Source organism: Massilia sp. CFBP9026, from assembly GCF_034045165.1.
Classification (GTDB): Bacteria; Pseudomonadota; Gammaproteobacteria; order Burkholderiales; family Burkholderiaceae_D; genus Telluria; species Telluria arenae.
The window spans coordinates 341,418-362,208 of record NZ_JAXCWH010000004.1 but is presented as its reverse complement, the minus strand read 5'-3'; the positions used below and the strand labels follow the sequence as shown (position 1 = coordinate 362,208).

23 protein-coding genes are annotated in these 20,791 nt (G+C 65.9%); 13 read left to right on the top strand and 10 right to left on the bottom strand.

Going from position 1 to position 20,791, the window contains the following annotated elements:
- Nucleotides 1-32 precede the first annotated feature (32 nt).
- Nucleotides 33-956 (bottom strand): DMT family transporter, encoded by a 924-nt coding sequence (locus SOM28_RS12770; RefSeq protein WP_320468345.1) that lies wholly within the window; start codon nucleotides 954-956, stop codon nucleotides 33-35.
- A gap of 94 nt (nucleotides 957-1,050) precedes the next feature.
- Between SOM28_RS12770 and SOM28_RS12765 the strand changes: the two genes are divergently transcribed.
- On the top strand, nucleotides 1,051-2,052 hold the full coding sequence (locus tag SOM28_RS12765; protein ID WP_320468344.1) for a LysR family transcriptional regulator: 1,002 nt from the start codon (nucleotides 1,051-1,053) through the stop codon (nucleotides 2,050-2,052).
- Here SOM28_RS12765 and SOM28_RS12760 read toward each other — a convergent pair.
- Both SOM28_RS12760 and SOM28_RS12755 read right to left on the bottom strand, forming a co-directional pair.
- Nucleotides 1,991-2,698, bottom strand: coding sequence for a 2OG-Fe(II) oxygenase (locus SOM28_RS12760; RefSeq protein WP_320468343.1), 708 nt, complete (start codon nucleotides 2,696-2,698; stop codon nucleotides 1,991-1,993). The genes SOM28_RS12765 and SOM28_RS12760 overlap by 62 nt on opposite strands.
- Nucleotides 2,699-2,701: 3 nt before the next feature.
- Nucleotides 2,702-3,256: a cob(I)yrinic acid a,c-diamide adenosyltransferase gene (locus SOM28_RS12755; RefSeq protein WP_123071926.1), complete on the bottom strand. Its 555-nt coding sequence runs from the start codon at nucleotides 3,254-3,256 to the stop codon at nucleotides 2,702-2,704.
- Between the two features lie 91 nt (nucleotides 3,257-3,347).
- Between SOM28_RS12755 and SOM28_RS12750 the strand changes: the two genes are divergently transcribed.
- The 7 genes from SOM28_RS12750 to SOM28_RS12720 all read left to right on the top strand — a co-directional run bounded on the left by SOM28_RS12750 (nucleotide 3,348) and on the right by SOM28_RS12720 (nucleotide 9,607).
- On the top strand, nucleotides 3,348-4,835 hold the full coding sequence (locus SOM28_RS12750) for an FAD-linked oxidase C-terminal domain-containing protein (protein WP_320468342.1): 1,488 nt from the start codon (nucleotides 3,348-3,350) through the stop codon (nucleotides 4,833-4,835).
- A gap of 11 nt (nucleotides 4,836-4,846) precedes the next feature.
- Nucleotides 4,847-5,920 carry a glycolate oxidase subunit GlcE gene (gene glcE, locus SOM28_RS12745; protein WP_320468341.1) on the top strand — a complete coding sequence of 358 codons (1,074 nt, stop codon included), beginning with the start codon at nucleotides 4,847-4,849 and terminating at the stop codon, nucleotides 5,918-5,920.
- 3 nt (nucleotides 5,921-5,923) lie between these two features.
- Nucleotides 5,924-7,150, top strand: a complete 1,227-nt coding sequence (glcF, locus tag SOM28_RS12740) for a glycolate oxidase subunit GlcF (RefSeq protein ID WP_320468340.1) — start codon at nucleotides 5,924-5,926, stop codon at nucleotides 7,148-7,150.
- Nucleotides 7,151-7,257: 107 nt separating this feature from the next.
- Nucleotides 7,258-7,572 carry a hypothetical protein gene (locus SOM28_RS12735; RefSeq protein WP_109345019.1) on the top strand — a complete coding sequence of 105 codons (315 nt, stop codon included), beginning with the start codon at nucleotides 7,258-7,260 and terminating at the stop codon, nucleotides 7,570-7,572.
- Between the two features lie 104 nt (nucleotides 7,573-7,676).
- Nucleotides 7,677-8,138 (top strand): hypothetical protein, encoded by a 462-nt coding sequence (locus SOM28_RS12730; RefSeq protein ID WP_229415096.1) that lies wholly within the window; start codon nucleotides 7,677-7,679, stop codon nucleotides 8,136-8,138.
- Nucleotides 8,138-9,064, top strand: a complete 927-nt coding sequence (locus SOM28_RS12725) for a DUF2145 domain-containing protein (RefSeq protein WP_320468339.1) — start codon at nucleotides 8,138-8,140, stop codon at nucleotides 9,062-9,064. The genes SOM28_RS12730 and SOM28_RS12725 overlap by 1 nt, the downstream gene beginning before the upstream one ends.
- A gap of 27 nt (nucleotides 9,065-9,091) precedes the next feature.
- Nucleotides 9,092-9,607 carry a hypothetical protein gene (locus SOM28_RS12720; RefSeq protein WP_320468338.1) on the top strand — a complete coding sequence of 172 codons (516 nt, stop codon included), beginning with the start codon at nucleotides 9,092-9,094 and terminating at the stop codon, nucleotides 9,605-9,607.
- Between the two features lie 4 nt (nucleotides 9,608-9,611).
- Here SOM28_RS12720 and SOM28_RS12715 read toward each other — a convergent pair whose 3' ends face one another.
- Nucleotides 9,612-10,094 carry a glutathione peroxidase gene (locus SOM28_RS12715; RefSeq protein ID WP_320468337.1) on the bottom strand — a complete coding sequence of 161 codons (483 nt, stop codon included), beginning with the start codon at nucleotides 10,092-10,094 and terminating at the stop codon, nucleotides 9,612-9,614.
- A 187-nt stretch (nucleotides 10,095-10,281) separates the two neighbouring features.
- Here SOM28_RS12715 and SOM28_RS12710 point away from each other — a divergent pair, with 187 nt between their 5' ends.
- The gene (locus SOM28_RS12710; RefSeq protein ID WP_320468336.1) at nucleotides 10,282-12,567 is read left to right on the top strand and encodes a TonB-dependent receptor domain-containing protein; all 2,286 of its coding nucleotides are present in this window, start codon (nucleotides 10,282-10,284) and stop codon (nucleotides 12,565-12,567) included.
- Between the two features lie 114 nt (nucleotides 12,568-12,681).
- Complete coding sequence (locus SOM28_RS12705; RefSeq protein WP_320468335.1) at nucleotides 12,682-14,871, top strand: TonB-dependent receptor plug domain-containing protein; 2,190 nt, start codon at nucleotides 12,682-12,684, stop codon at nucleotides 14,869-14,871.
- A gap of 193 nt (nucleotides 14,872-15,064) precedes the next feature.
- On the opposite strand, the gene SOM28_RS12700 is transcribed toward SOM28_RS12705, so the two are convergent.
- Nucleotides 15,065-16,201, bottom strand: coding sequence for a PilT/PilU family type 4a pilus ATPase (locus SOM28_RS12700; RefSeq protein ID WP_320468334.1), 1,137 nt, complete (start codon nucleotides 16,199-16,201; stop codon nucleotides 15,065-15,067).
- A gap of 9 nt (nucleotides 16,202-16,210) precedes the next feature.
- On the bottom strand, nucleotides 16,211-17,254 hold the full coding sequence (locus SOM28_RS12695) for a type IV pilus twitching motility protein PilT (protein ID WP_123069207.1): 1,044 nt from the start codon (nucleotides 17,252-17,254) through the stop codon (nucleotides 16,211-16,213).
- 74 nt (nucleotides 17,255-17,328) lie between these two features.
- Between SOM28_RS12695 and SOM28_RS12690 the strand changes: the two genes are divergently transcribed.
- The 3 genes from SOM28_RS12690 (at nucleotide 17,329) to SOM28_RS26295 (ending at nucleotide 19,509) form a co-directional block, all read left to right on the top strand.
- On the top strand, nucleotides 17,329-18,030 hold the full coding sequence (locus tag SOM28_RS12690; RefSeq protein WP_320468333.1) for a YggS family pyridoxal phosphate-dependent enzyme: 702 nt from the start codon (nucleotides 17,329-17,331) through the stop codon (nucleotides 18,028-18,030).
- A 12-nt stretch (nucleotides 18,031-18,042) separates the two neighbouring features.
- A complete protein-coding gene (gene proC / locus SOM28_RS12685) occupies nucleotides 18,043-18,855 on the top strand; it encodes a pyrroline-5-carboxylate reductase (RefSeq protein WP_320468332.1) in 813 nt (270 codons plus the stop codon).
- A gap of 402 nt (nucleotides 18,856-19,257) precedes the next feature.
- Entirely contained in the window at nucleotides 19,258-19,509 is a 252-nt protein-coding gene (locus SOM28_RS26295) for a glutaredoxin domain-containing protein (RefSeq protein WP_346433471.1), read from the top strand.
- Here the strand turns inward: SOM28_RS26295 and SOM28_RS12680 are convergent.
- The 4 genes from SOM28_RS12680 to SOM28_RS12665 all read right to left on the bottom strand — a co-directional run bounded on the left by SOM28_RS12680 (nucleotide 19,446) and on the right by SOM28_RS12665 (nucleotide 20,764).
- Nucleotides 19,446-19,706 carry a hypothetical protein gene (locus SOM28_RS12680; protein WP_320468331.1) on the bottom strand — a complete coding sequence of 87 codons (261 nt, stop codon included), beginning with the start codon at nucleotides 19,704-19,706 and terminating at the stop codon, nucleotides 19,446-19,448. The genes SOM28_RS26295 and SOM28_RS12680 overlap by 64 nt on opposite strands.
- A gap of 69 nt (nucleotides 19,707-19,775) precedes the next feature.
- Nucleotides 19,776-20,075 (bottom strand): hypothetical protein, encoded by a 300-nt coding sequence (locus SOM28_RS12675; protein WP_123069199.1) that lies wholly within the window; start codon nucleotides 20,073-20,075, stop codon nucleotides 19,776-19,778.
- Nucleotides 20,062-20,442, bottom strand: coding sequence for a phage holin family protein (locus SOM28_RS12670; protein ID WP_320468330.1), 381 nt, complete (start codon nucleotides 20,440-20,442; stop codon nucleotides 20,062-20,064). Before SOM28_RS12670 ends, SOM28_RS12675 begins: the two co-directional genes overlap by 14 nt.
- A gap of 1 nt (nucleotide 20,443) precedes the next feature.
- Entirely contained in the window at nucleotides 20,444-20,764 is a 321-nt protein-coding gene (locus SOM28_RS12665; RefSeq protein ID WP_123069197.1) for an ElaB/YgaM/YqjD family protein, read from the bottom strand.
- Nucleotides 20,765-20,791 lie beyond the last annotated feature (27 nt).

Here is a 20,791-nt window from a genome sequence, read left to right as displayed (position 1 = left end):
ACAACGTTAAAAACGGAATTAACATTTCGCTATTATGGCAGCAAGGCTGTTTTAGGGGCGACCTTTTGCCTATTGCTTGCGGTGCAAGCACTGACTGCGCCGGCCGTGACCACGAAACCTGCCAGCGTCATCGCACCCAGCGTTTCGCCAAGCAAGGCGAATCCCATCAGGGCGGTCGTGCCGGGGACCAGGTAGAACAGGCTGGCGACCTTGCTGGCTTCGCCCTTGCGCATCATGCGAAACAGCAGGCTGACGGCGCCGATCGAATTGACGATCGACAGCCAGCCGGACGCCAGCAGCAGCTCCGCGCCCCAGCGCACCTCGAAGCCTTCGAACCACAGGGCCAGCGGCAGCGCGACGATGCTGGCGACAGCAAGCTGGATGCAGCCGCCGGTGCGCAGGTCTGCATCGGCGCAGTATTTTTTCTGGTACAGGGTGCCGAGCGTGATGCCGGCCAGGGCCAGGCTCACCGCGCCCAGGCCGGCCAGGGTGGCGCCGCCGATCCGGTCGGCCACCACCAGCGCCACGCCGCCCAGGCCCGCCGCCAGGCCGAGCCACTGCCGGCCGTTGACCCGTTCATGCAGGAACACGCTGGCGCCGAGGGCGGTGAACAGCGGCATGGTGCCGACGATCAGGGCCGACACGCCGGCGCTCACGCCCAGCTTCAGGCCGGTGTACAGGCTGGAAAACTGCAGCGCCTGCATCAGCAGGCCAACCACCACCAGATGCGCCGCCGGCTTCCAGCCGGTCGGCCATGGCGCCCGGGTGAGCAGCGCGATCGCCAGCAGCACCAGCGCCGCCAGCGCGAAGCGCAGGAACAGCAGGGTGAACGGTCCGGCATAGGGCAGCGCGAGCTTGCCGACCACATAGCCCGAACTCCACATGAGGATGAACAGGAAGGGTAGCGTGGAGGAGGGCGCTGCGATTATTGGTTTGAGGATGCTGGATGCCGTCATGATCGTCTCCGGTGGGGGAGAGACCAGATTACTGTCCTGTCTTTATGGATACAATACGCTGAATCGATAACAGATTGTTTCCAATGGGGATACCATGAGCGAATTGGCGCCGCGCGATTTCTCGGACCTGTGGCCTTTCGTCCAGGTGGTCGAGGCGGGCAGTTTTTCGGAAGCGGCGCGCCGGATGGGCACGACCAAGGCCAGCGTCAGCAAGGCGGTGGCGCGGCTCGAAAAGGCGCTGCAGGTAAAACTGCTGAACCGCTCCACGCGCCATATCGCCCTGAGCGAAGCGGGGCGCGACATTTACCAGCACGCCGTGCGCATGATCGACGAGGGCCGGGCCATCGAGGCCGCGGCGGCGGGGCAGCAGTCGGGGCCTGGCGGCACGCTGCGCGTGTCGACCTCGATGGCGTTCGGGAACGCGCAAGTGGCCGCGCTGCTGCCCGGCTTCATGGCGCGCTACCCCGAGGTGCGCGTGGTCCTGAACCTAACCGACCGTCACGTCGACCTGGTCGAAGAAGGCATCGACGTCGCGCTGCGCCTGTCGCCGAAGATCGACCTGATGAGCGTCGTCGCGCGGCCGGTGGCGCCGCTGCGCTACGTGCTGGCGGCCTCGCCCGATTACGTGCGGCGCTGCGGCATGCCGCTAGATGTCGCCGGGCTGGCTGGCGCGCATTGCCTGACCTTCGCCGACACGGGGCCCGGCGCGGTCTGGGAATTTGACGTGGACGGCGCGCCGGTCCGGCTCAAGCCCGCCAGCGCATTGGCGGTCAACAGCAGCCAGGCGCTGCGCGAAGCCATGCTGGGCGGCGCCGGCATCGCCCTGCTGCCGACCTTCGTCGTGGGCGAGGACATCCGCGCCGGCCGTGCGCTGCATGTGTTGCCGGCGGCGCGGCCGGTGGGCATGTTCGGCAGCCAGGTGCTGGCCGTCTATCGCGAAAACCGCTTCCTGCCGCAGAAGGTGAGGGTATTCATCGACTACCTGCTCGAACAGTGGGGCGAGCGGCCGCCGTGGGACGATTTTTTGGCTGCCGTTACAACCCCGCCGGCTGGCCGAACAACGCCTCGGCGCGCTGGTACAGGATCCAGGAAGTAGCGATGTACTTGTCGCCGCTCCTGGCCACATTGCCGCGGTGGGTATGGGTGAAGCCGGCAGGCGCGATCACCAGCCGCCCCTTTTTTGGCGCGATCTTGCGGCCCTGGTACAGGAACTCGGTCTCGCCGCCATCTTCCACGTCGTTGAGATAGAACATCCACAGCAGTACCCGGTGCAGCGAATCGCAGCTGGCGTTCTGCGGATAGATCTCGGAATGCCAGTGGTGGTAGCCGCCGCTGGACTGCCGGTACTTCTGCAGGTTGATGGTGCCGGGGCGGTACAGCACGCGCACCAGGTCTTCGATATACGGACGCCCCACTTCCTCGAAGTTGTCCATCGATAGCACCGTCGGCGTGCCGGTCTGAGGATGCTGCAGGGTCGGCGACAGGGAACCCATCAGCAGCATGCGGTAGCGGTCGACGTACTGCACCAGGTGGCGCGACATCGTCTCGAGCAGCAACTGGGTGACGTCGTCCCATTCGCGGTGCAGGTTGATGGTGATGTCGTAGCTGTCCTTCTTGTCGACGTCGACGCCGTTGCCGGTGCGCCCGCGCACGACCTTGTCGCTGGCCTCGAAGCGCGCCAGCAGCGCGTCGCATTGCTGCGCCGTGAGCGCGTCGTCGAATACGCCGATGAAGTCGTCCATGGATCAGCCCCGCTTGCGTTCGTGCTGCCACAGCACGTCGCTGCCGCCGGCATGGCGGTTCAGCACGCGCGCCAGCACGAACATCAGGTCGGACAGGCGGTTGACGTACTGGCGTGGGTGGGCGTGGATCTGCTCTGCCTTCGACAGGGCCACGATGGCGCGCTCGGCGCGCCGGCACACGGTGCGGCAGACGTGGGCGGTGGAGGCCGCGCGCGAGCCGGCCGGCAGGATGAATTCCTTCAGGACCGGCAGGTCGGCGTTGTACTTCTCGAGCAGGCTGTCCAGGCGCGCCACGTGCTCTTCCTTGATCATCTGGTAGCCGGGGATGCACAGCTCGCCGCCCAGGTCGAACAGGTCGTGCTGGATCGAGACCAGCTCTTCGCGCAATGCGGCCGGCATGTCTTCGCACAGCAGCAGGCCGACGAAGGAATTGAGTTCGTCGACTTCGCCCAGTGCGTGGATGCGCGCGCTGTCCTTGCCGGTGCGGCTGCCGTCGCCCAGGCCGGTGCTGCCGTCGTCGCCGGTGCGGGTCGCGATTTTCGAGAGGCGGTTGCCCATGATGTTGCCTTATGCGTTGGTGAGAAAAAACGATGGGATGAGCATACGACAAAACGTGGCGAATGTGCTTGCTTGTGCTTACAATCGAAGCATGCCCGATCATGCCTTTCAACCCGACCCGGCGCCGCGCCGTGCGCAGGTGGCGGCGGCCCTGCGCGCGCGCCTGCCGGCGTCTTGCGTGCTGTCCGACCCCGAAGACACCCGGCCCTACGAATGCGACGGCCTGGCCGCCTATCGCCAGCTGCCGCTGGTCGTGACCCTGCCGACCGACGAAGCGCAGGTGCTGGCCATCCTCGACGTCTGCCGTGAGTTACAAGTGCCGGTAGTGCCGCGCGGCGCCGGCACGGGCCTGTCGGGCGGCGCGCTGCCGATTCGCGATGGTGTCGTTCTGTCCACTGCGCGCATGAGCCAGATCAAGCGCGTCGACCCGCTGGCGCGCACCGCCGTCGTGCAACCGGGCGTGCGCAACCTGGCGATCTCCGAAGCCGCCGCGCCCTTCGGCCTCTACTATGCGCCCGACCCGTCGTCGCAGATCGCCTGCACCATCGGCGGCAACGTGGCCGAGAACGCGGGCGGCGTACACTGCCTCAAATACGGCCTGACCGTGCACAATGTGCTGCGGGTGCGGGTGGCCACCATCGAGGGCGACGTCATCGAGCTGGGCGGCGCGGCGCTCGATGCGCCGGGGCTCGACCTGCTGGCCGTGTTCATCGGTTCAGAAGGCATGCTCGGCATCGTCACCGAGGTGACGGTAAAACTGGTGCCCAAGCCGGCGCTGGCCCAGGTCATCATGGCCTCGTTCAATGACGTGGTCACGGCCGGCAATGCGGTGGCCGACGTGATCGCGGCCGGCATTATCCCGGCCGGCCTCGAGATGATGGACCGCACCTCGGTGCGCATGGTCGAGCCCTTCGTGCAGGCCGGCTACGACCTCGACGCCGCCGCCATCCTGCTGTGCGAGGCCGACGGCACGGCGCTCGAGGTGGCCGAGGAGATCGCGCGCATGAGCGCGGTGCTCGAGCGCGCCGGCGCGACCGCGATCGCGGTGTCGCAGAGCGAGGCGGAGCGGGTGCGCTTCTGGTCCGGCCGCAAGAATGCCTTCCCGGCGGCGGGCCGCATCTCGCCCGACTATTACTGCATGGACGGCACCATCCCGCGCAAGCAGCTGGCGCGGGTGCTGGCCGGCATCGCCGCGATGGAACAGACCTACGGCCTGCGCTGCTCGAACGTGTTCCACGCCGGCGACGGCAATATGCATCCGCTGATCCTGTTCGACGCCAGCGCGCCCGGCGAGTTCGAGCGCGCCGAAGCCTTCGGGGCCGCGATCCTGGCGCTGTGCGTCGAAGTGGGCGGCACCATCACCGGCGAGCATGGCGTGGGCAAGGAAAAGATCGACTCGATGTGCGTGCAGTTCGGCCGCAAGGAGCTCGATGCCTTCTTCGCGGTCAAGCATGCCTTCGACCCGGTCGCGCTGCTCAATCCGGACAAGGCGATCCCGACCCCGCACCGCTGCGCCGAATTCGGCAAGCTGCACGTGCACCACGGCGAGGTTCCGTTCCCGGACCTGCCGCGTTTTTGAACGAGAGCCATATGGGAACGATCGAACGATTCCAGGAGCGGGTACGGGCCGCGGCGCGCGAGCGTGAACCGCTGTGCATCCGCGGCGGCGGCAGCAAGGACTGGTATGGCGGCGCGCCGCACGGAACAGTTCTCGACACCTGCGACTACTCCGGCATTGTCGACTACGAGCCGACCGAACTCGTGATCACGGCGCGCTGCGGCACGCCGCTGGCCGAGATCGAGGCGTTGCTTGCGCAGCACAACCAGATGCTGGCCTTCGAGCCGCCTTATTTCGGCGCCGGCGCCACCGTGGGCGGCACGGTCGCGGCGGGCCTGTGCGGCCCGCGGCGCGCCAGCAGCGGCGCCACGCGCGACTTCGTGCTCGGCGCCAGGCTGCTGGACGGGAAGGGCGACGTGCTGTCGTTCGGCGGCAAGGTGATGAAGAACGTGGCCGGCTACGACGTCTCGCGCATGCTGGCCGGTTCGATGGGCACGCTCGGCCTGCTGCTGGAAGTGTCCTTGAAGGTGCTGCCACGGCCCTTCGCCGAGGCCACGCTGCGCTTCGAGATGAGCGAGATCGACGCCATCCGCATCCTCAACGAATGGGGCGGCCAGCCCTTGCCGCTATCTGGCAGCGCCTGGTGCGGCGGCCAGCTGGCGCTGCGCCTGTCCGGCGCCGAGGCGGCGGTCGATGCCGCGATGCGGCTGCTGGGCGGCGAAGCGGTGCCGCATCCGGATGCGGCTGCGTTCTGGGCCGACGTACGTGAACAGCGTCACGTATTCTTCTTAGGCAGCGAGCCCTTGTGGCGCCTGTCGGTGCCGTCGACCACCGGCGCGCTCGTGCTCGGCGGCGACCAGCTGATCGAGTGGGGCGGCGCCCAGCGCTGGCTGCGCGCGGATGGTGATGCCCCAACGGCCGGGGCGATCCGGCGCACGGTGCAAGCCTGCGGCGGCCACGCGACCCTGTTCCGTGGCGGCGACAAGGGTATTGGCGTGTTCCAGCCGCTGGCGCCGGCGCTGGCGCGCATCCATGCGCGCATGAAGGATGCCTTCGATCCCGCCCACATCTTCAACCCGGGCCGACTGTACCCCGAAAGCGCCTGATCCATGCAAACGACACTCGCCGATTTCATCAAGGGCACGCGCGAAGGCGCGGAAGCCGAAGCGATCCTGCGCGCCTGCGTGCACTGCGGCTTCTGCACCGCCACTTGCCCGACCTATCAACTGCTGGGCGACGAACTCGATGGCCCGCGCGGCCGCATCTACCTGATCAAGCAGGTGCTCGAGGGCGCGCAGCCGACCCGCAAGACCCAGCTGCACCTGGACCGCTGCCTCACCTGCCGCAACTGCGAAACCACCTGTCCTTCCGGCGTCAAGTATGGGCGCCTGGTCGACATCGGCCGCAAGCTGGTCGACGAGCGCGTGCCGCGTCCGCTGAATGAAAGGATCAGGCGCACCACGCTCAAGGAATGCCTGCCGCGCGCCGGCGTGTTCAAGCCGGCTTTCAGGATAGGGCAGGCGCTGCGGCCCCTGTTGCCCGCAGGGCTGCAGGACAAGCTGCAGCCGGCGCGCGCCGCCGGCCGCTGGCCGACCCGGACTCACGCGCGCAAGATGCTGCTGCTGGACGGCTGCGTGCAGCCGGCGATGGCGCCGAACATCAATGCCGCCACGGCGCGCATGCTCGATTCTCTCGGCGTGCAGCTGGTGGTGGCGCCGAAGGCCGGCTGCTGCGGCGCGCTGCGCTATCACATGAACGACCAGGACGGCGGCCTGGACGACATGCGCCGCAACGTCGACGCCTGGTGGCCGTATGTGGAGAACGGCGAGGTCGAGGCGATCGTGATGACCGCCTCCGGCTGCGGCGTCACGGTCAAGGAATACGGCCACCTGCTGGCGCACGATCCGGATTATGCCGACAAGGCCCGTCGCATCAGCGAGATCACTCGCGACCTGTCCGAGATCCTGCCGCAGTTCGAGGAGCAGATCAGGACGCGGGCGCAGGGGAAGGACGCGCCGCGTGTCGCTTATCACCCGCCCTGCACCCTGCAGCACGGCCAGCAAATCCGCGCCAAGGTCGAGGGTGTGCTGCACGCGGCCGGTATCGACGTGGTGCTGTGCGCCGACAACCACCTGTGCTGCGGCTCGGCCGGCGCCTATTCGGTGCTGCAGCCCGAGATCGCGCACCAGCTGCGCGACCGCAAGCTGGCCAGCCTGGATGCGACCGGCGCGGACGAAATCGTGTCGGCGAATATCGGTTGCCTGAGCCACCTGCAGTCGGGGACGGACAAGCCGGTGACGCACTGGATCGAGCTGCTCGAGCGGGCCTTGCGCTGATTGCCGGCGCGCCGCAACGCCGATTTCCTGGTCGTGTTAGGATCGCGCCGAACCCGGCAATCGGCGGGAATTCAGTGGCAAATCAGTGACAACTACCAGGAACGATCTTGAGCTTTACCTTCCAACTCGTGCGTGACGACGAGGGCGGCCCGGCCGCCGTGGTCTTCGAAGACAGCAGCAGTCCCGGCCTGGTGCCGGTGTGGGAAGCCGCCGGCGTCTACGATGCGCTGTACAACAGCGACGGCCGCATGGCGCGCGACGTGTCGCGCGCCATCGCCTATGGCCTCGACCAGTTGAACGAGAACGCCGCGCTGGGCGGCCTGCTGCCGCCGGGCGTGTCGATGACCGAGGCCATCCGCTTCCTCGACAACGTCAGCCGTGGCTGTACCATCCACGGCGTGGCGCGCATACAGACGCGCTGACGACGAATCCGTGCGCTTGTCACAAGCGGTTACGACGGCACTATGGTGTTCAAGTGCAAGGGCTTGTACCATGTGAGCGTTTTGCTCGACTACGAAAGCCTCTTATGACCTTGCCAATCTTTTCACGTTCCATGTGCGTGGGCCTGTTCGCAATCGCCTGCGCCATACCGGCCCACGCCGAAAGCTTCGCCTCCTCGGCCTCCAGCGCCGGTTCGGCGTCGTCGGCCAGCATTTCGGATTCGATCAGCGATTCCAGCACCAGCTCGAGCGGCGACAACAAGGTGGCGGCGGGCGATTATCGCGTGATCGACATCGCGCAAGCCCCGAACAAGCCCGACACCACCCGCCTGACCCTGCGCGCCGAAGCCGGCCAGGTCCGCACCTTCTTCCTCGACGTGCCGAACCGCGCCATGGCCCAGCGCCAGGTCAATAGCGGCGACGTGGTGCGCGTGAACGAACGCGTCTACGGCTACGAATTCGCCTACGCCGACACCCAGCGTCCGTTCTTCCTGGCGCTGCAGGACGACTGGCAGCGCGACCTGGCGTCGCGCAAAGTCGTCATCTGATGCGGCTGCGCAGGACGATCGCCGCATTGGCGCTCGGCCTCTGCGCCACCTTGAGCGGCGCCGCCTGGGCCGGCCTGCCGACCTTCTGCGAGCGCGACAGCGACATCACCGCGCTCGAGCAGGACCGCGTGCTGCGCTTTGCCGGCGTGGTCCGCCAGGAACTCGAACGCTCGGGCGGCAAGGTCGCGCTGGTCTCCCGTGCCGGCGTGGACCTGAGCCGCTTCGGCCTGCTGTATTCGCATGCCGGTGTCGCGCTGCGCGACGATGCCGACGGCACCTGGGCCATTCGCCAGCTGTACTACGCCTGCGAAGATGCGCGTCCGCACCTGTTCGACCAGGGCATTTCGGGCTTTGCGCTCGGGGCCGACGCGCCATCGAGCGGCCATGTGTCGCTGCTGTTCCTGCCAGATCAAGACGGTGCGCAGCTCCAACGCGCCGCGCGCGACAAGGGGCTGGCGCTGGCGCTGCTGGCAGGGAAGTACAGCGCCAATGCCTATGCCTTCGGTACCGATTACCAGAATTGCAACCAGTGGGTGGCCGAACTGCTGGCCGGTGCATGGGGCGGAATATCGGGGCACGGCGCTGGCCAGGGAGGGCAGGTGCGCGAGCAGGCGCAGGACTGGCTGCGCGCGCAGGGCTACGTCGCCGGCCCGGTCAAGGTGCCGGGGCACTTGCTGATGTTCGCCGGCCAGTTCGTGCCGCTGGTGCACGTCAACGACCATCCGGTGGACGACCTGCACGCGCTCGCGCTGCAGGTGAGCGTGCCGGCCTCGATCGAAGCCTTTGTGCGCCAGCGCGCGCCGCAGACGCAGCGCGTGGAGATCTGCCACGACGAGGGCCGCATCGTCGTGCGGCGCGGCTGGGAGCCGCTTGGCGCGGCGTGCGAGCCGGGGCCGGACGATGAGGTCGTGCTGCTCGCGCCGTAAGCGCCGGAGTCGACAAAAGGGGAAAAGATGGACCGTCATTCAAGGTGGACGCCCGCGCCGGGCAAGCGTACCGTGCTGCTGGCCTGCATGCTTGCGTGGCATGCGGCGGTCGCCGCGGCCGACGTCTTGCCGGCGAAGCTGACGGGAACCTGGGGCACGGCCGAATCGCTGTATGAAGGCAAAGCCGGGCAGTCGCAGATGCATCTCGACGCCGATGGCTACGGCGTAGTGGTCGGCTCCACGTCACCTCCCCAACGCATCGACGGCAAGGGTGACGCAGGCCCGGAAGTGCGCGCGATTGCCGGCTTTCCGCTGCACGCAACGCTGGACGGCACGACGCTGACCGCCCGCATGGTCGCGCTCGACCCGAAGGACGCCGAAGAGGCCCGGAGCACCCTGACCACCTGCCGCTACGACGAGGCGGGTCCGACACTGACCTGCGTGGGGCCCGGGCGCAAGTCTGTCGTCATGAGGCGATACAGCGAGACGGTGCCGGCGGAGGTCGCCCGCACGCTCGAGCAAGTACGATCCGTGGCGCAGTAAGACGTCAGGCCGCCAGCAGCTTCTCGATATCGCCCGTCAGTTCTTCCGGTTTGGTGGCCGGCGCATAGCGCTTGACCACCGCGCCGTCCTTATTGACCAGGAACTTGGTGAAGTTCCACTTGATCGCCTCGGTACCCAGCACGCCAGGCGCCTCGCCCTTCAGGAAACGGAACAGCGGATGGGCGTCGTCGCCATTGACGTCGATCTTGGCGAACATCGGGAAGGTCACGCCGTAGTTCTTTTCGCAGAATGCGCCGATCTCGGCCTCGCTGCCTGGTTCCTGGTGGCCGAACTGGTTGCACGGGAAGCCCAGCACCACCAGGCCCTGGTCCGCGTAGCGGCGCTGCAGTTCCTCCAGGCCCTGGTATTGCGGGGTGAAGCCGCACGCGCTGGCGGTATTGACGATCAGGAGCGCCTTGCCGCGATAGCTTGCCAGGTCGACCGGCTGGCCGTCGAGGGCGGTGGCGTTGAATTCATAGGCGGTCATGGCGTTCTCCTTGTGGTTGAATCGCCAAGTTTACGCGAAGGCGGCGCGACGTGCACGGCGTCTCGATGCGACCTCCCGGCACGAATCAAGGCCGTGACTTTTATTGCGTCTTAGCATTTCTTAACGATTTTTGGTCAAATCGCGTGCGACAATTACGCTCGTCCAATTGTCCAGCATCCGGGTTGCCATGCCACGTCACCATTCTTCCGTCTTGCTTCTTGCGCCGATCGTGGCCGGCACGCTGCTCTCGCCTGTCAGCGCGGGCGCCAGCGTCCAGCAGCCGCCCGCGACGCCCACGCCGGTCGTCACGACGCCGGCCACTCCGGCGCCGGAAGCTCCTCCGGCCCAGGCCGAGGTCCCGGTCCAGTCGACGGTCTCGGTCAGCGCGGTGCGCTCGTCGAACCGCATCGACCGCCAGGCCTATGACGTCAAGAGCGATGCGGCGGCGAGCAACGACACCATCGCCGACACCCTGAACAAGGTGCCGTCGGTCGCAGTCGACCCGGACGGCAACGTGACCCTGCGCGGCCGCAGCAATGTGCAGATCCTCATCGACGGCAAGCCGTCCGCCATGATGCAGGGCGAGAACCGCGCCGCGGCCCTGGGCGCGCTGCCGGCGGCCGACCTGGAGTCGGTGGAGGTGATCAACAATCCCGGCGCGCAGTTCGGCAACGAAGGCGGCGGCGGGCCGATCATCAACCTGGTGATGCGGCGCGAACGCACGCCGGGCAGCTTCGGCACGGTCAACGCCAATGCTGGCGCCGAGGGCCGCTTCAATGCCTCCACCTTCGGCAGCTACACGGGCGGACGCCTGAGCGTGCAGGGCGCGCTGTTCGGCCGCCGCGACAGCCGCGGCTCGACCGGCGAGACGACGCGCGACCGCATCGACCCGGCCACCGGCGCCGTGGCCAGCAGCGTGCAGACCTCGACCAGCGAGAACGACACCGAGTCGGCCGGCTTCAATGGCTCGCTCACCTACAACCTGGGCGAGAAGGACGTGGTGTCGGTCAAGGCCAGCTTCAACGCCAACAACCAGGATGGCCTCTCGTCCGAGCGCTATCGCGGCACCGACGCGTCCGGGGCGGTCGAGAGCGATTACCTGCGCTCGACCGTGCGCGACAACAGCAACCGCAGCGCGAGCCTGAGCGCGAGCCTCGACCACAAGGGAGAGCGGCCGGGCGAGATCTTCAAGACCGACCTGCGCCTCTCTGGTACCCGTGGCGAGGGCGACACCCGCTTCGCCAGCGACTACACGGTGCGGCCGATCAACTCGTCCGATCCGCTGACCCGCCAGGACAACCTGAACGAGACCCGTATCATCGACTTCACCGGCGACTACGAGCGTCCGGGCGAGGCGGGCGTGCTCAAGCTGGGCTACAAGGTGATACGCAACAGCAACGTGATCGACACCCGCTTCCTGAACGTCGATCCGGGCACCCTGTTCGAAAGCGTCAACGCATCCCGCACCAACCGCTTCGAGCTGGTCGACACCACGCTGGCGCTGTATGGCACCTACCAGATGCGCCTGGGCGAGAAGTGGGGCGTGCTGGGGGGCCTGCGCACCGAATACACCGATCTCGACATGGACCAGGTGACGACCGGGATCAAGGCCGGCAACCACTACCTGGAAGCGATCCCCAGCGCCTTCCTCACCTATGACCTGTCGGACAGCACGGCGCTGCGCCTGAGCTATGCGCACCGCATCCGCCGTCCCGGCGCCTCGGACCTGAATCCCTTCGTGATCTACCGCGACGAAACGAACGTCTCGTCGGGCAATCCCGACCTGATGCCGACCGAGTCCGACTCGCTCGAACTGGGCGTCGAGACCAAGCTTGGCAACGTCGAGACCAATGTGCGCCTGTACGCGCGCCGTGACACCGACCTGATTTCGGAGCGCCGCTACTTCATCTCGGACACCGTGCTGCTGACCACGCGCGAGAACGCGGGCACCAGCCGCTCGGGCGGCCTGGAATTCACCTTCAGCGGTCGCGCCACGCCCAAGCTGACGATCAATGCCAGCGGCAATATCGGCTATTCGGAGCAGTCGGTGCTCGGCAACGTGGACGATGACAAGCGCAGCGCGACCTCGATCGCCGGCCGCGCGCGCTTCAACTACCAGTTCAATGCGGCCAACAGCCTGCAACTGGTGCTCAATGCCCAGGGCAAGACGCTGTTCGGCGAGGGCTATCGCCAGCCGACCCGCACTGCGGACCTGAATTACCGCCACAACCTGAGCCAGGCCCTGAGCCTGGTCGTCAACGTCAATGACGTTTTCGATTCGGCGAAATCGGAGTCGATCACCGAGACCGACCGCCTGCGCGAGTACAGCCTGCGCCGCCAGGACGGGCGCCTGGTCTATGTCGGCCTGTCGTACCGCTTCGGCACCTTCGGCGGCGGGCGCGGCCCGCGTGGACCGGGCGGACCGGGCGGACCGGGCTTCGGTCCGCCGGGCGGCGGCATGGGGCCACGGTAAAGACAGCCCGTCAATACTGACGATATGCCGGATGAATAATTCCGGTAGGGCGGTTTGAGGGCGGCAAGCTGTGACAGAATGCGGGGACCTTTGTCCACTTCATCCCCCGCTCCGATGCTCAGACCAACGCTCATCGCGCTGACCCTTTCGTCACTGTTCGCACTGCCCGCCGCCGCGCAAGTCAGCCCGCCATCCGACCCGCCGCCGGTCAGCCCCGACACGATGCAGAAGGTCGAGGTCAAGGCCGATGCCAACAGCTACGCCCCGCGGCGTGACGACACCGCCAGCCGCATCGTGGTCTCGACCGAAGAAATCAAGCGCTATGGCGACACCTCGGTGCTCGACGTCTTCAAGCGCCTGCCCGGCATCACCGTCGGCGGTGGCGGCGGCCGTGGAGCGGGCGAAATCCGCATGCGCGGCCTGGGCAGCGGCTACACGCAAATCCTGATCAACGGAGAGCGGGCGCCCGCCGGCTTCGACATCGACCAGCTGTCGCCCGACGTCATCGAACGGATCGAGATCCTGCGCGCGGCCAGCGCAGAATTTTCTACCCAGTCGATCGCCGGCACCATCAATATCGTGCTCAAGCGGGTGGTGCGCAAGGCGCAGCGCGAACTGCGGGTCGGCTATGGCAAGAGCGAGGACGCCAGCAACCCGAGTGCGAGCCTGAACATGTCGGACCGTCTGGATGGGCTGTCGTACTCCCTAGGCGCCAGCGTCTGGCGCTACAACTTCGACCGCCCGCAGCCGTACGAGGAAACCCAGATCGATCCGGAAGGCCGCCTGACGCAGCTGCGCCGCACCGAGCAGAACGACAGCGGCAGCCCGCAGGGCTTCAACCTCACGCCGCGCCTGAACTGGACGCTCGAGAATGGCGACACGGTCAGCTGGCAGACGATGGTTTCGTATAACCGCAACGACTACCACGGCTATGCCGTGACTACGACCGAGCTTGGCGCGCCGCCGCCGTACGACGTGCGCGACATGAACAGCGGCGGCAACCAGTCGATGCTGCGCACGGACGTGAACTGGGTGCACAACCTGGAAGAGGGGGCGAAGCTCGACCTCAAGCTCGGCGTCAACGGCATGCGCAACCGCGGCGACTGGCGCGAGTTTGACTACCAGCGTGACTACAACCTCGATCGCCTGGCGCGCGACTCCACCGTATTGAGCGGCATCGATGAACGCGGTCTGACCTCGGTCGGCAAGTACACGACGCCGTGGAGGAAAGACCACGCACTGGCGATGGGCTGGGATGCCGGCTATACGCGGCGCGAGGACGAGCGCGGCGAAGTCGAGGTGTTCCCGCTGGCCGGGCGCGAGCTCGCATCGAACGAGGAGTATGACGCCACCATCAAGCGCCTGGCGCTGTACATCCAGGACGAGTGGAACGTGAGCAAGCAGTGGTCGATGTATGCCGGCCTGCGCTGGGAAGGACTGGAGACGACCAGCGAGGGCAATACCTTCGAGACCAGCACCAACCGCGCCAGCGTGTTCTCGCCGCTGGCCCAGACCCTGTACAAGATCCCGGACAGCCGCGACCAGGTGCGCCTGGCGCTGACCCGCACCTTCAAGGCGCCGTCCGCCGGCAACCTGATCCCGCGCCGCTTCACGACGCCGAACAATAGCCAGACCGAGCCCGATTATCGCGGCAATCCCGACCTGCAACCGGAACTGGCGACCGGCATCGACGCCGCCTACGAACACTGGTGGGCCGAGAAGGCGCTGCTGAGCGCCAGCGTGTCGGTGCGCCGCATCGAGGATTACACCCGCCAGGGGCTAATCCTGGAAGACGGCCGCTGGATCCAGACCCCGGTCAACGACGGCGACGCGCTCACGCGCAGCCTGGAGCTCGAAGCGAAGTTCCCGCTATCGGCGGTGCTCGCGGACATGCCCGAGATCGACCTGCGCGCGAGCGTGTCGCGCAACTGGTCCGAGGTGGACGCGGTGCCGGGGCCGGACAACCGCCTGGACCAGCAGGTGCCGCTGTCGGCAACGCTCGGCATCGACTACAAGACCCGCGACGGCAAATTGAGCACCGGCGCCAGCTTTGCGTTCAAGGATGGCGGCCCGGTGCGGGTCAATGTGGAGCAGTCGCGCTACCAGAGCGTGCGGCGCGATCTGGATGTGTATGCGCTGTGGAAGTTCAATCCGAAGTACCAGCTGCGGCTGGCGGCGTCGAACCTGCTGCGCCAGGATGGGGTATCGGATTCGCGCTATACCGATGAATTCGGGACGCTGCGCAGGACCAGTTTCAGTGAGGGGCAGACGATGGCGAGGGTGACGTTGGAGTCGCGGTTCTAAGCTGGCCGATTACTCGTAACATCATTCTTTCGTTGGCCCCAAAACGTCGTTCCCGCGAAGGCGGGAACCTAAGTTCTTCGCGCAGCTACTAGCACGAACTTCAGTGGCTGCGTATGAAACTTAGGTTCCCGCCTGCGCGGGAACGACGTGCGTGTGCTGGTGGTAGAGGGGGGCGATCGTGGTATGCCAACCGTCAGATCAACCCCAACTTCTCCGTCCCACTCGAAAAATCCCGATTCTTCGCGTGCTTGCTATTGAGCTTGATGTTCAAGCGCAGGTCATTCACAGAATCCGCATTGCGCAGCGCATCCTCATAAGTGATCTTGTCCGCCTCATACAGGTCGAACAAGGCCTGGTCAAAAGTCTGCATCCCCAGCTCGCGCGACTTCTTCATGATCTCCTTGATCTCATGCACCTCGCCCTTGAAGATCAGGTCCGAGATCAGCGGAGAGTTCAGCAGGACCTCGATCGCCACCACGCGCCCCTTGGCTTCCTTCTTCGGAATCAGACGCTGCGAAATCAGCCCCTTGAGGTTCAGCGACAGGTCCATCAGCAGTTGCTGCCTGCGCTCTTCGGGGAAGAAGTTGATGATGCGGTCGAGCGCCTGGTTGGCGCTGTTGGCGTGCAGGGTGGCCAGGCACAGGTGGCCGGTCTCGGCGAAGGCGATCGCGTGTTCCATCGTCTCGCGGTCGCGGATCTCTCCGATCTGGATCACGTCCGGCGCCTGGCGCAGCGAATTCTTCAGCGCCGCCTCGAAGCTATCGGTGTCGACTCCCACTTCGCGCTGCGTGATCACGCAGTTGCGGTGCGGGTGGACGAATTCCACCGGGTCCTCGACCGTGATGATGTGGCCGTAGCTGTTCTCGTTGCGGTAGCCGACCATCGCCGCCAAGGTGGTCGATTTGCCCGAGCCCGTGGCGCCGACCATGATCACCAGGCCGCGCTTGGTCATCACGACGTCCTTGAGCGTGTCGGGCAGGTCGAGGTCTTCGAATTTCGGGATCGCGGTGGTGATCACGCGCAGCACCACGCCCACGCAACCCATCTGCATGAAGGCCGAGACGCGGAAGCGTCCCAGGTCGCCCGGGGTGATCGCGAAGTTCGCTTCGCGCGTGAGCTCGAAGCCGGCCGCCTGCTTGTCGTTCATGATCGCGCGCGCCAGGTCGGCCGTGTGGCCGGCGGTGAGCGCCTGGCTCGACACCGGCGTCATGCGGCCATCGATCTTGACCGCCGGCGGGAAGCCCGCCGTGATGAACAGGTCCGAACCGCCCTTGCTCACCATCAGGCGCAGCAGGTCGAACATGAACTTGGATGCCTGGTCGCGTTCCATGATGCGCCCTTAGCCGAGGAAGTTTTCCGGGATCTTGGCCGCGGCGCGCGCGGCGCCGGTCGAGATCACGTTGCGGCGCACCAGCTCCGTCAGATTCTGGTCCAGCGTCTGCATGCCCGCATTGCTGCCGGTCTGGATGGCCGAATACATCTGGGCGATCTTGGCTTCGCGGATCAGGTTGCGGATCGCCGGGGTGCCGATCATGATCTCGTGCGCCGCCACGCGGCCCGAGCCGTCCTTGGTCTTGAGCAGCGTTTGCGAGATCACGGCCTGCAGCGATTCGGACAGCATCGCGCGCACCATCTCCTTCTCTTCAGCCGGGAACACATCGACGATACGGTCGATGGTTTTGGCGGCCGACGAGGTGTGCAGGGTGCCGAACACCAGGTGGCCGGTCTCGGCCGCCGACAGCGCCAGGCGGATGGTTTCCAGGTCGCGCAGTTCGCCGACCAGGATCGCGTCCGGATCTTCGCGCAGCGCCGAGCGCAGCGCGTTGTTGAACGACAGCGTGTGCGGGCCGACTTCGCGCTGGTTGATCAGGCACTTCTTGGAGTCGTGCACGAACTCGATCGGGTCTTCGATGGTGAGGATGTGGCCGTACTCGTTCTCGTTCAGGTGGTTCACCATCGCCGCCAGCGTGGTCGACTTGCCCGAGCCGGTCGGGCCGGTCACCAGCACCAGGCCACGCGGCTTCATGGCCAGGTCGGCGAAGATCTTTGGCGCGTTCAGCTCTTCCAGGGTCAGGATCTTGGACGGAATCGTGCGCAGCACCGCGGCGGCACCGCGTTCCTGGTTGAAGGCGTTGACGCGGAAGCGCGCCAGGCCGGGGATCGCGAACGAGAAGTCGCACTCCAGCACTTCTTCGTACTGCTTGCGCTGGCCGTCGTTCATGATGTCGTAGATCATGCCATGCACGTCCTTGTGCTCGAGCGGCGGCAGGTTAATGCGGCGTACGTCGCCATGCACGCGGATCATCGGCGGCAGGCCGGCCGAGAGGTGCAAGTCCGAAGCCTTGTTCTTGACCGAGAAGGCGAGTAGTTCCGAAATGTCCATTTATAATCCCTGTGGCTCGAGGTGCGCCTTTGTCATCGTCGCCGCTCGAAAAATATTTCCTATAGAAAATCATTATGTCCATAATCGCCGCCAACTTGCAAGCTGTCGAAGCGACAATCGGGGAGGCTGTCCAGGCCGCAGGACGCGCCCGCGACGAGGTGCAACTGCTCGCTGTTTCCAAGACGTTTCCTGCCCAAGCCGTGCTGGATGCAATGGCGTCTGGACAACGTGCGTTCGGTGAAAATTATCTGCAAGAAGCGCTCGACAAGATCGTGAACGTCGCGCAGGCGCAACCCGATGCGCCGATCGAATGGCATTTCATCGGCCCCATCCAGAGCAACAAGACACGCCCGATCGCGGCCAGCTTCCACTGGGTGCACACGGTCGAGCGCCTCAAGATCGCCCAGCGCCTGTCCGAGCAGCGCCCGCCCGAACTCGGCCCATTGAATGTCTGCCTGCAGGTGAACATCAGCGGCGAGGCAAGCAAGAGTGGCGCCACCGAGGCCGAGTTGCCCGAACTGGCGCGCGCGGTGGCGCAGTTGCCGAACCTGCGCCTGCGCGGTTTGATGGCGATCCCCGAACGCGCGACCGAACCCGAGCAGCAGCGCGCGGCCTTTGCCCGCCTGCGCATGCTGCACGACGCGCTGCGCGCCGACGGCCTGGCGCTCGATACGCTGTCGATGGGCATGTCGGGCGATATGGCGGCGGCGATCGCGGAAGGCGCCACCATCGTGCGCATTGGTAGCGCCATCTTTGGCGCACGCAATTACGAATAACAGGAAAAACACATGAAGATCACGTTCATCGGCGGCGGCAATATGGCCGCGGCGCTCATTTCGGGCATCGTCAGGCAGGCTGGTTCGGGCGCCAACATCCACGTCGTCGACCGCAATCCGGAAGCGCTGGAGCGCCTGTCGCAACAGTACGGTGTGCGCACCGCGACGGCGATCGACGAACAGGTCGCGGAGAGCGAAGTCGTGGTGCTGGCGATCAAGCCGCAGCAGATGCGCGAAGTCGCGGCCGAGCTGGCGCCGCTGTTGAATCGCCAGCTGGTGCTGTCGATCGCCGCCGGCATCCGCAGCAGCGACCTGTCGCGCTGGCTCGGCGGCTACGACGCGATCGTGCGCACGATGCCGAACACGCCGGCGCTGATCGGCATGGGCGTGACCGGCCTGGTGGCGCAGCCGGGCGTGAGCGAGGGCCAGCGCGCGCAGGCCGACACGGTGATGCGCGCGGTCGGCAAGACCGTGTGGCTGGATGACGAGGCGCAGATCGATCCGGTGACGGCGGTGTCGGGCAGCGGACCGGCCTACGTGTTCTTCTTCCTGGAAGCGATGCAGGAGGCTGCCCTGCAAATGGGCTTGAACGCGGAGCAGGGCAGAGAGCTGGCGCTGGCCACTTTCACCGGCGCGGCGCAGCTGGCGGCGCAGTCGGATGAACCGGTCGAGGTTCTGCGCCAGCGTGTGACGTCGAAGGGTGGGACCACGCATGCGGCGATTACCAGCATGGAAGCGGCCGGGGTCAAGGAGGCCATTGTCGCGGCGATGAAGGCGGCTGCGGCGCGTGGACGCGAGCTGGGCGAGGAACTGGGCAGCAATTAAGGGCGCCTGACAAAACCGTTCGGCATATCATGCTCGGACTAAGCATGGGTACGTCCGCAACCGGCCAAACCCGGCCGTTCAGCTGGGCATATCAGGTCACCGAGGCGAAAGATTCGCGGACTGTCACGACGCGCGGGAGCTGACCTCAAGCCAATGGCCAGCATCCGCAGGCGACCTCATTGCTTCCTCAGGCGAAGTCGAGCGTCCCATAGGGCGCTGAGCATGCTGACCGCTCATACGTAGAAACGCCAGGAGCGTTCACTAAGGTAACCACATGATTTATGGGTGTGCGTGCGTTGACGCACCGCGGGGCCCATGCCACCCGTCTAATCTCGACACCCCAATGTAACGGCGCATAGCATTGCCACAAGCAGCTTGGCTACTAAAAAAAGAAAGGTGAATATGTCAAAGGAATCGAAGCGGGCAGTACTGCACCGGATGGTCACCCCAGAACATACTTGTCCATTTGGAGTCAAGTCACTCGAACTATTGAAACAGGCGGGTTACCAAGTCGAGGATCATCAGTTGACTACTCGAAATGAAGTCGATACGTTCATGCGGGACGAGGGAGTCCAGACTACGCCGCAGACCTACATTAACGGGCAGCGTATTGGCGGGCATGACGAACTTTTCGCTTTTTTAAGCGACAAGTGAAGGCCAACCGCCTGGTCGAATAGCGCCTGAATGTGCGCTCTTGACAGGGAGAATGCGCCGACGCGATGGGCGCCGTCGACGCGCGCAGCGAGCGTGTCAGGCGATTGCGCCTGCATGGCTGCCGCCGATAGCGGCAGCAGGAAGGTCAGTGCCAGGAAGGTCAGCGCCAGAACAGGCCGCAGGATACGTGTGCGCATGATGCCTCCAACCGTGGTCGCTCGTCCGGTTGGACAGCGGCCCGGTTGGCGCGTTCACGCGCACCCGGATCAGTGGATCTCGAACTTTCTCCAGCCCAGCACCGGCAATACCTTCTGCGCCAGCTTGTAGGCGGACAAGGCGCCGGTCACCACGCCAACTACCCACTTCGGCTTGGTGATCAAAAAGCCCAGTCCCAGGCCGGCGGCGGCAAGGACGGCAGTCTTATGCTGCGCCACGTAGCCGGGGGCACCGCCCAGTTCGGACGGATGGCGCAGCAGCGCGACGTCATGCGCCATCAGTGCGCGCTGTTCGGCGCACTGGGCGGCCAGCAGGCGGCGGCGCGCCGCCAGGGTTTCATTGCTGCTCATGGATAGGCTCTCCTTTGACGGCTTGCGCATCCTTGCGCAGTTCGGCCAGCGTGGCGGCCATCAGCGGCGGACGCGTCACCAGGTCGCCGCGCACCTTGAAGAAGGCGAGCAGGCTGCCCAGAGCGAACAGCCCCGTCATGACGCCGATCGCCAGCAGGCGATGCGTGTCCCAGAACAGGACCAGCACGAACAGGATCGCCAGCAATACCGCGACCACCGCGAAAAAGGCGGCCGCGACGCCCCAGGCCAAGTAGCCGATCAGCCGGTGCGTCTCTTCCTGCAGCTCGATCGCTGCCAGTTCCAGCCTGGTCCGCACCATGGCGAGCAGGTTGGATCCTATCCTTCCGACGGTCGCGGAGATCGTCATCTTATTTACGCGCGATCAGCATGCCGATCACGACGCCGATGGCGGCGCCCAGGCCGACCGACTTCCATGGGTTGTCCTTGACGTATTCGTCGGTGGCCTTGGCGGCAACCTTGGTGCGCTCGACGACGGTCTCTTCAGCGTGAATCAGGCTGGTCTTGGCGGATGCCAGGGTCTGCTCGAACTTGACCTTGGCGGCCTTCAGCTCTTCGCCGGTCAGCTGGCCGCCGTTGCGCAGCCAGGATTCGGCGTCGTGGATCACGGTCTTCAGGTCGCTGACCAGTTGGTCGCGGGTGCCGGTCTGGGTCGGGATTTTTTCGATCATCGTGGGCCTCTTGTGTGTGGTGGGTGA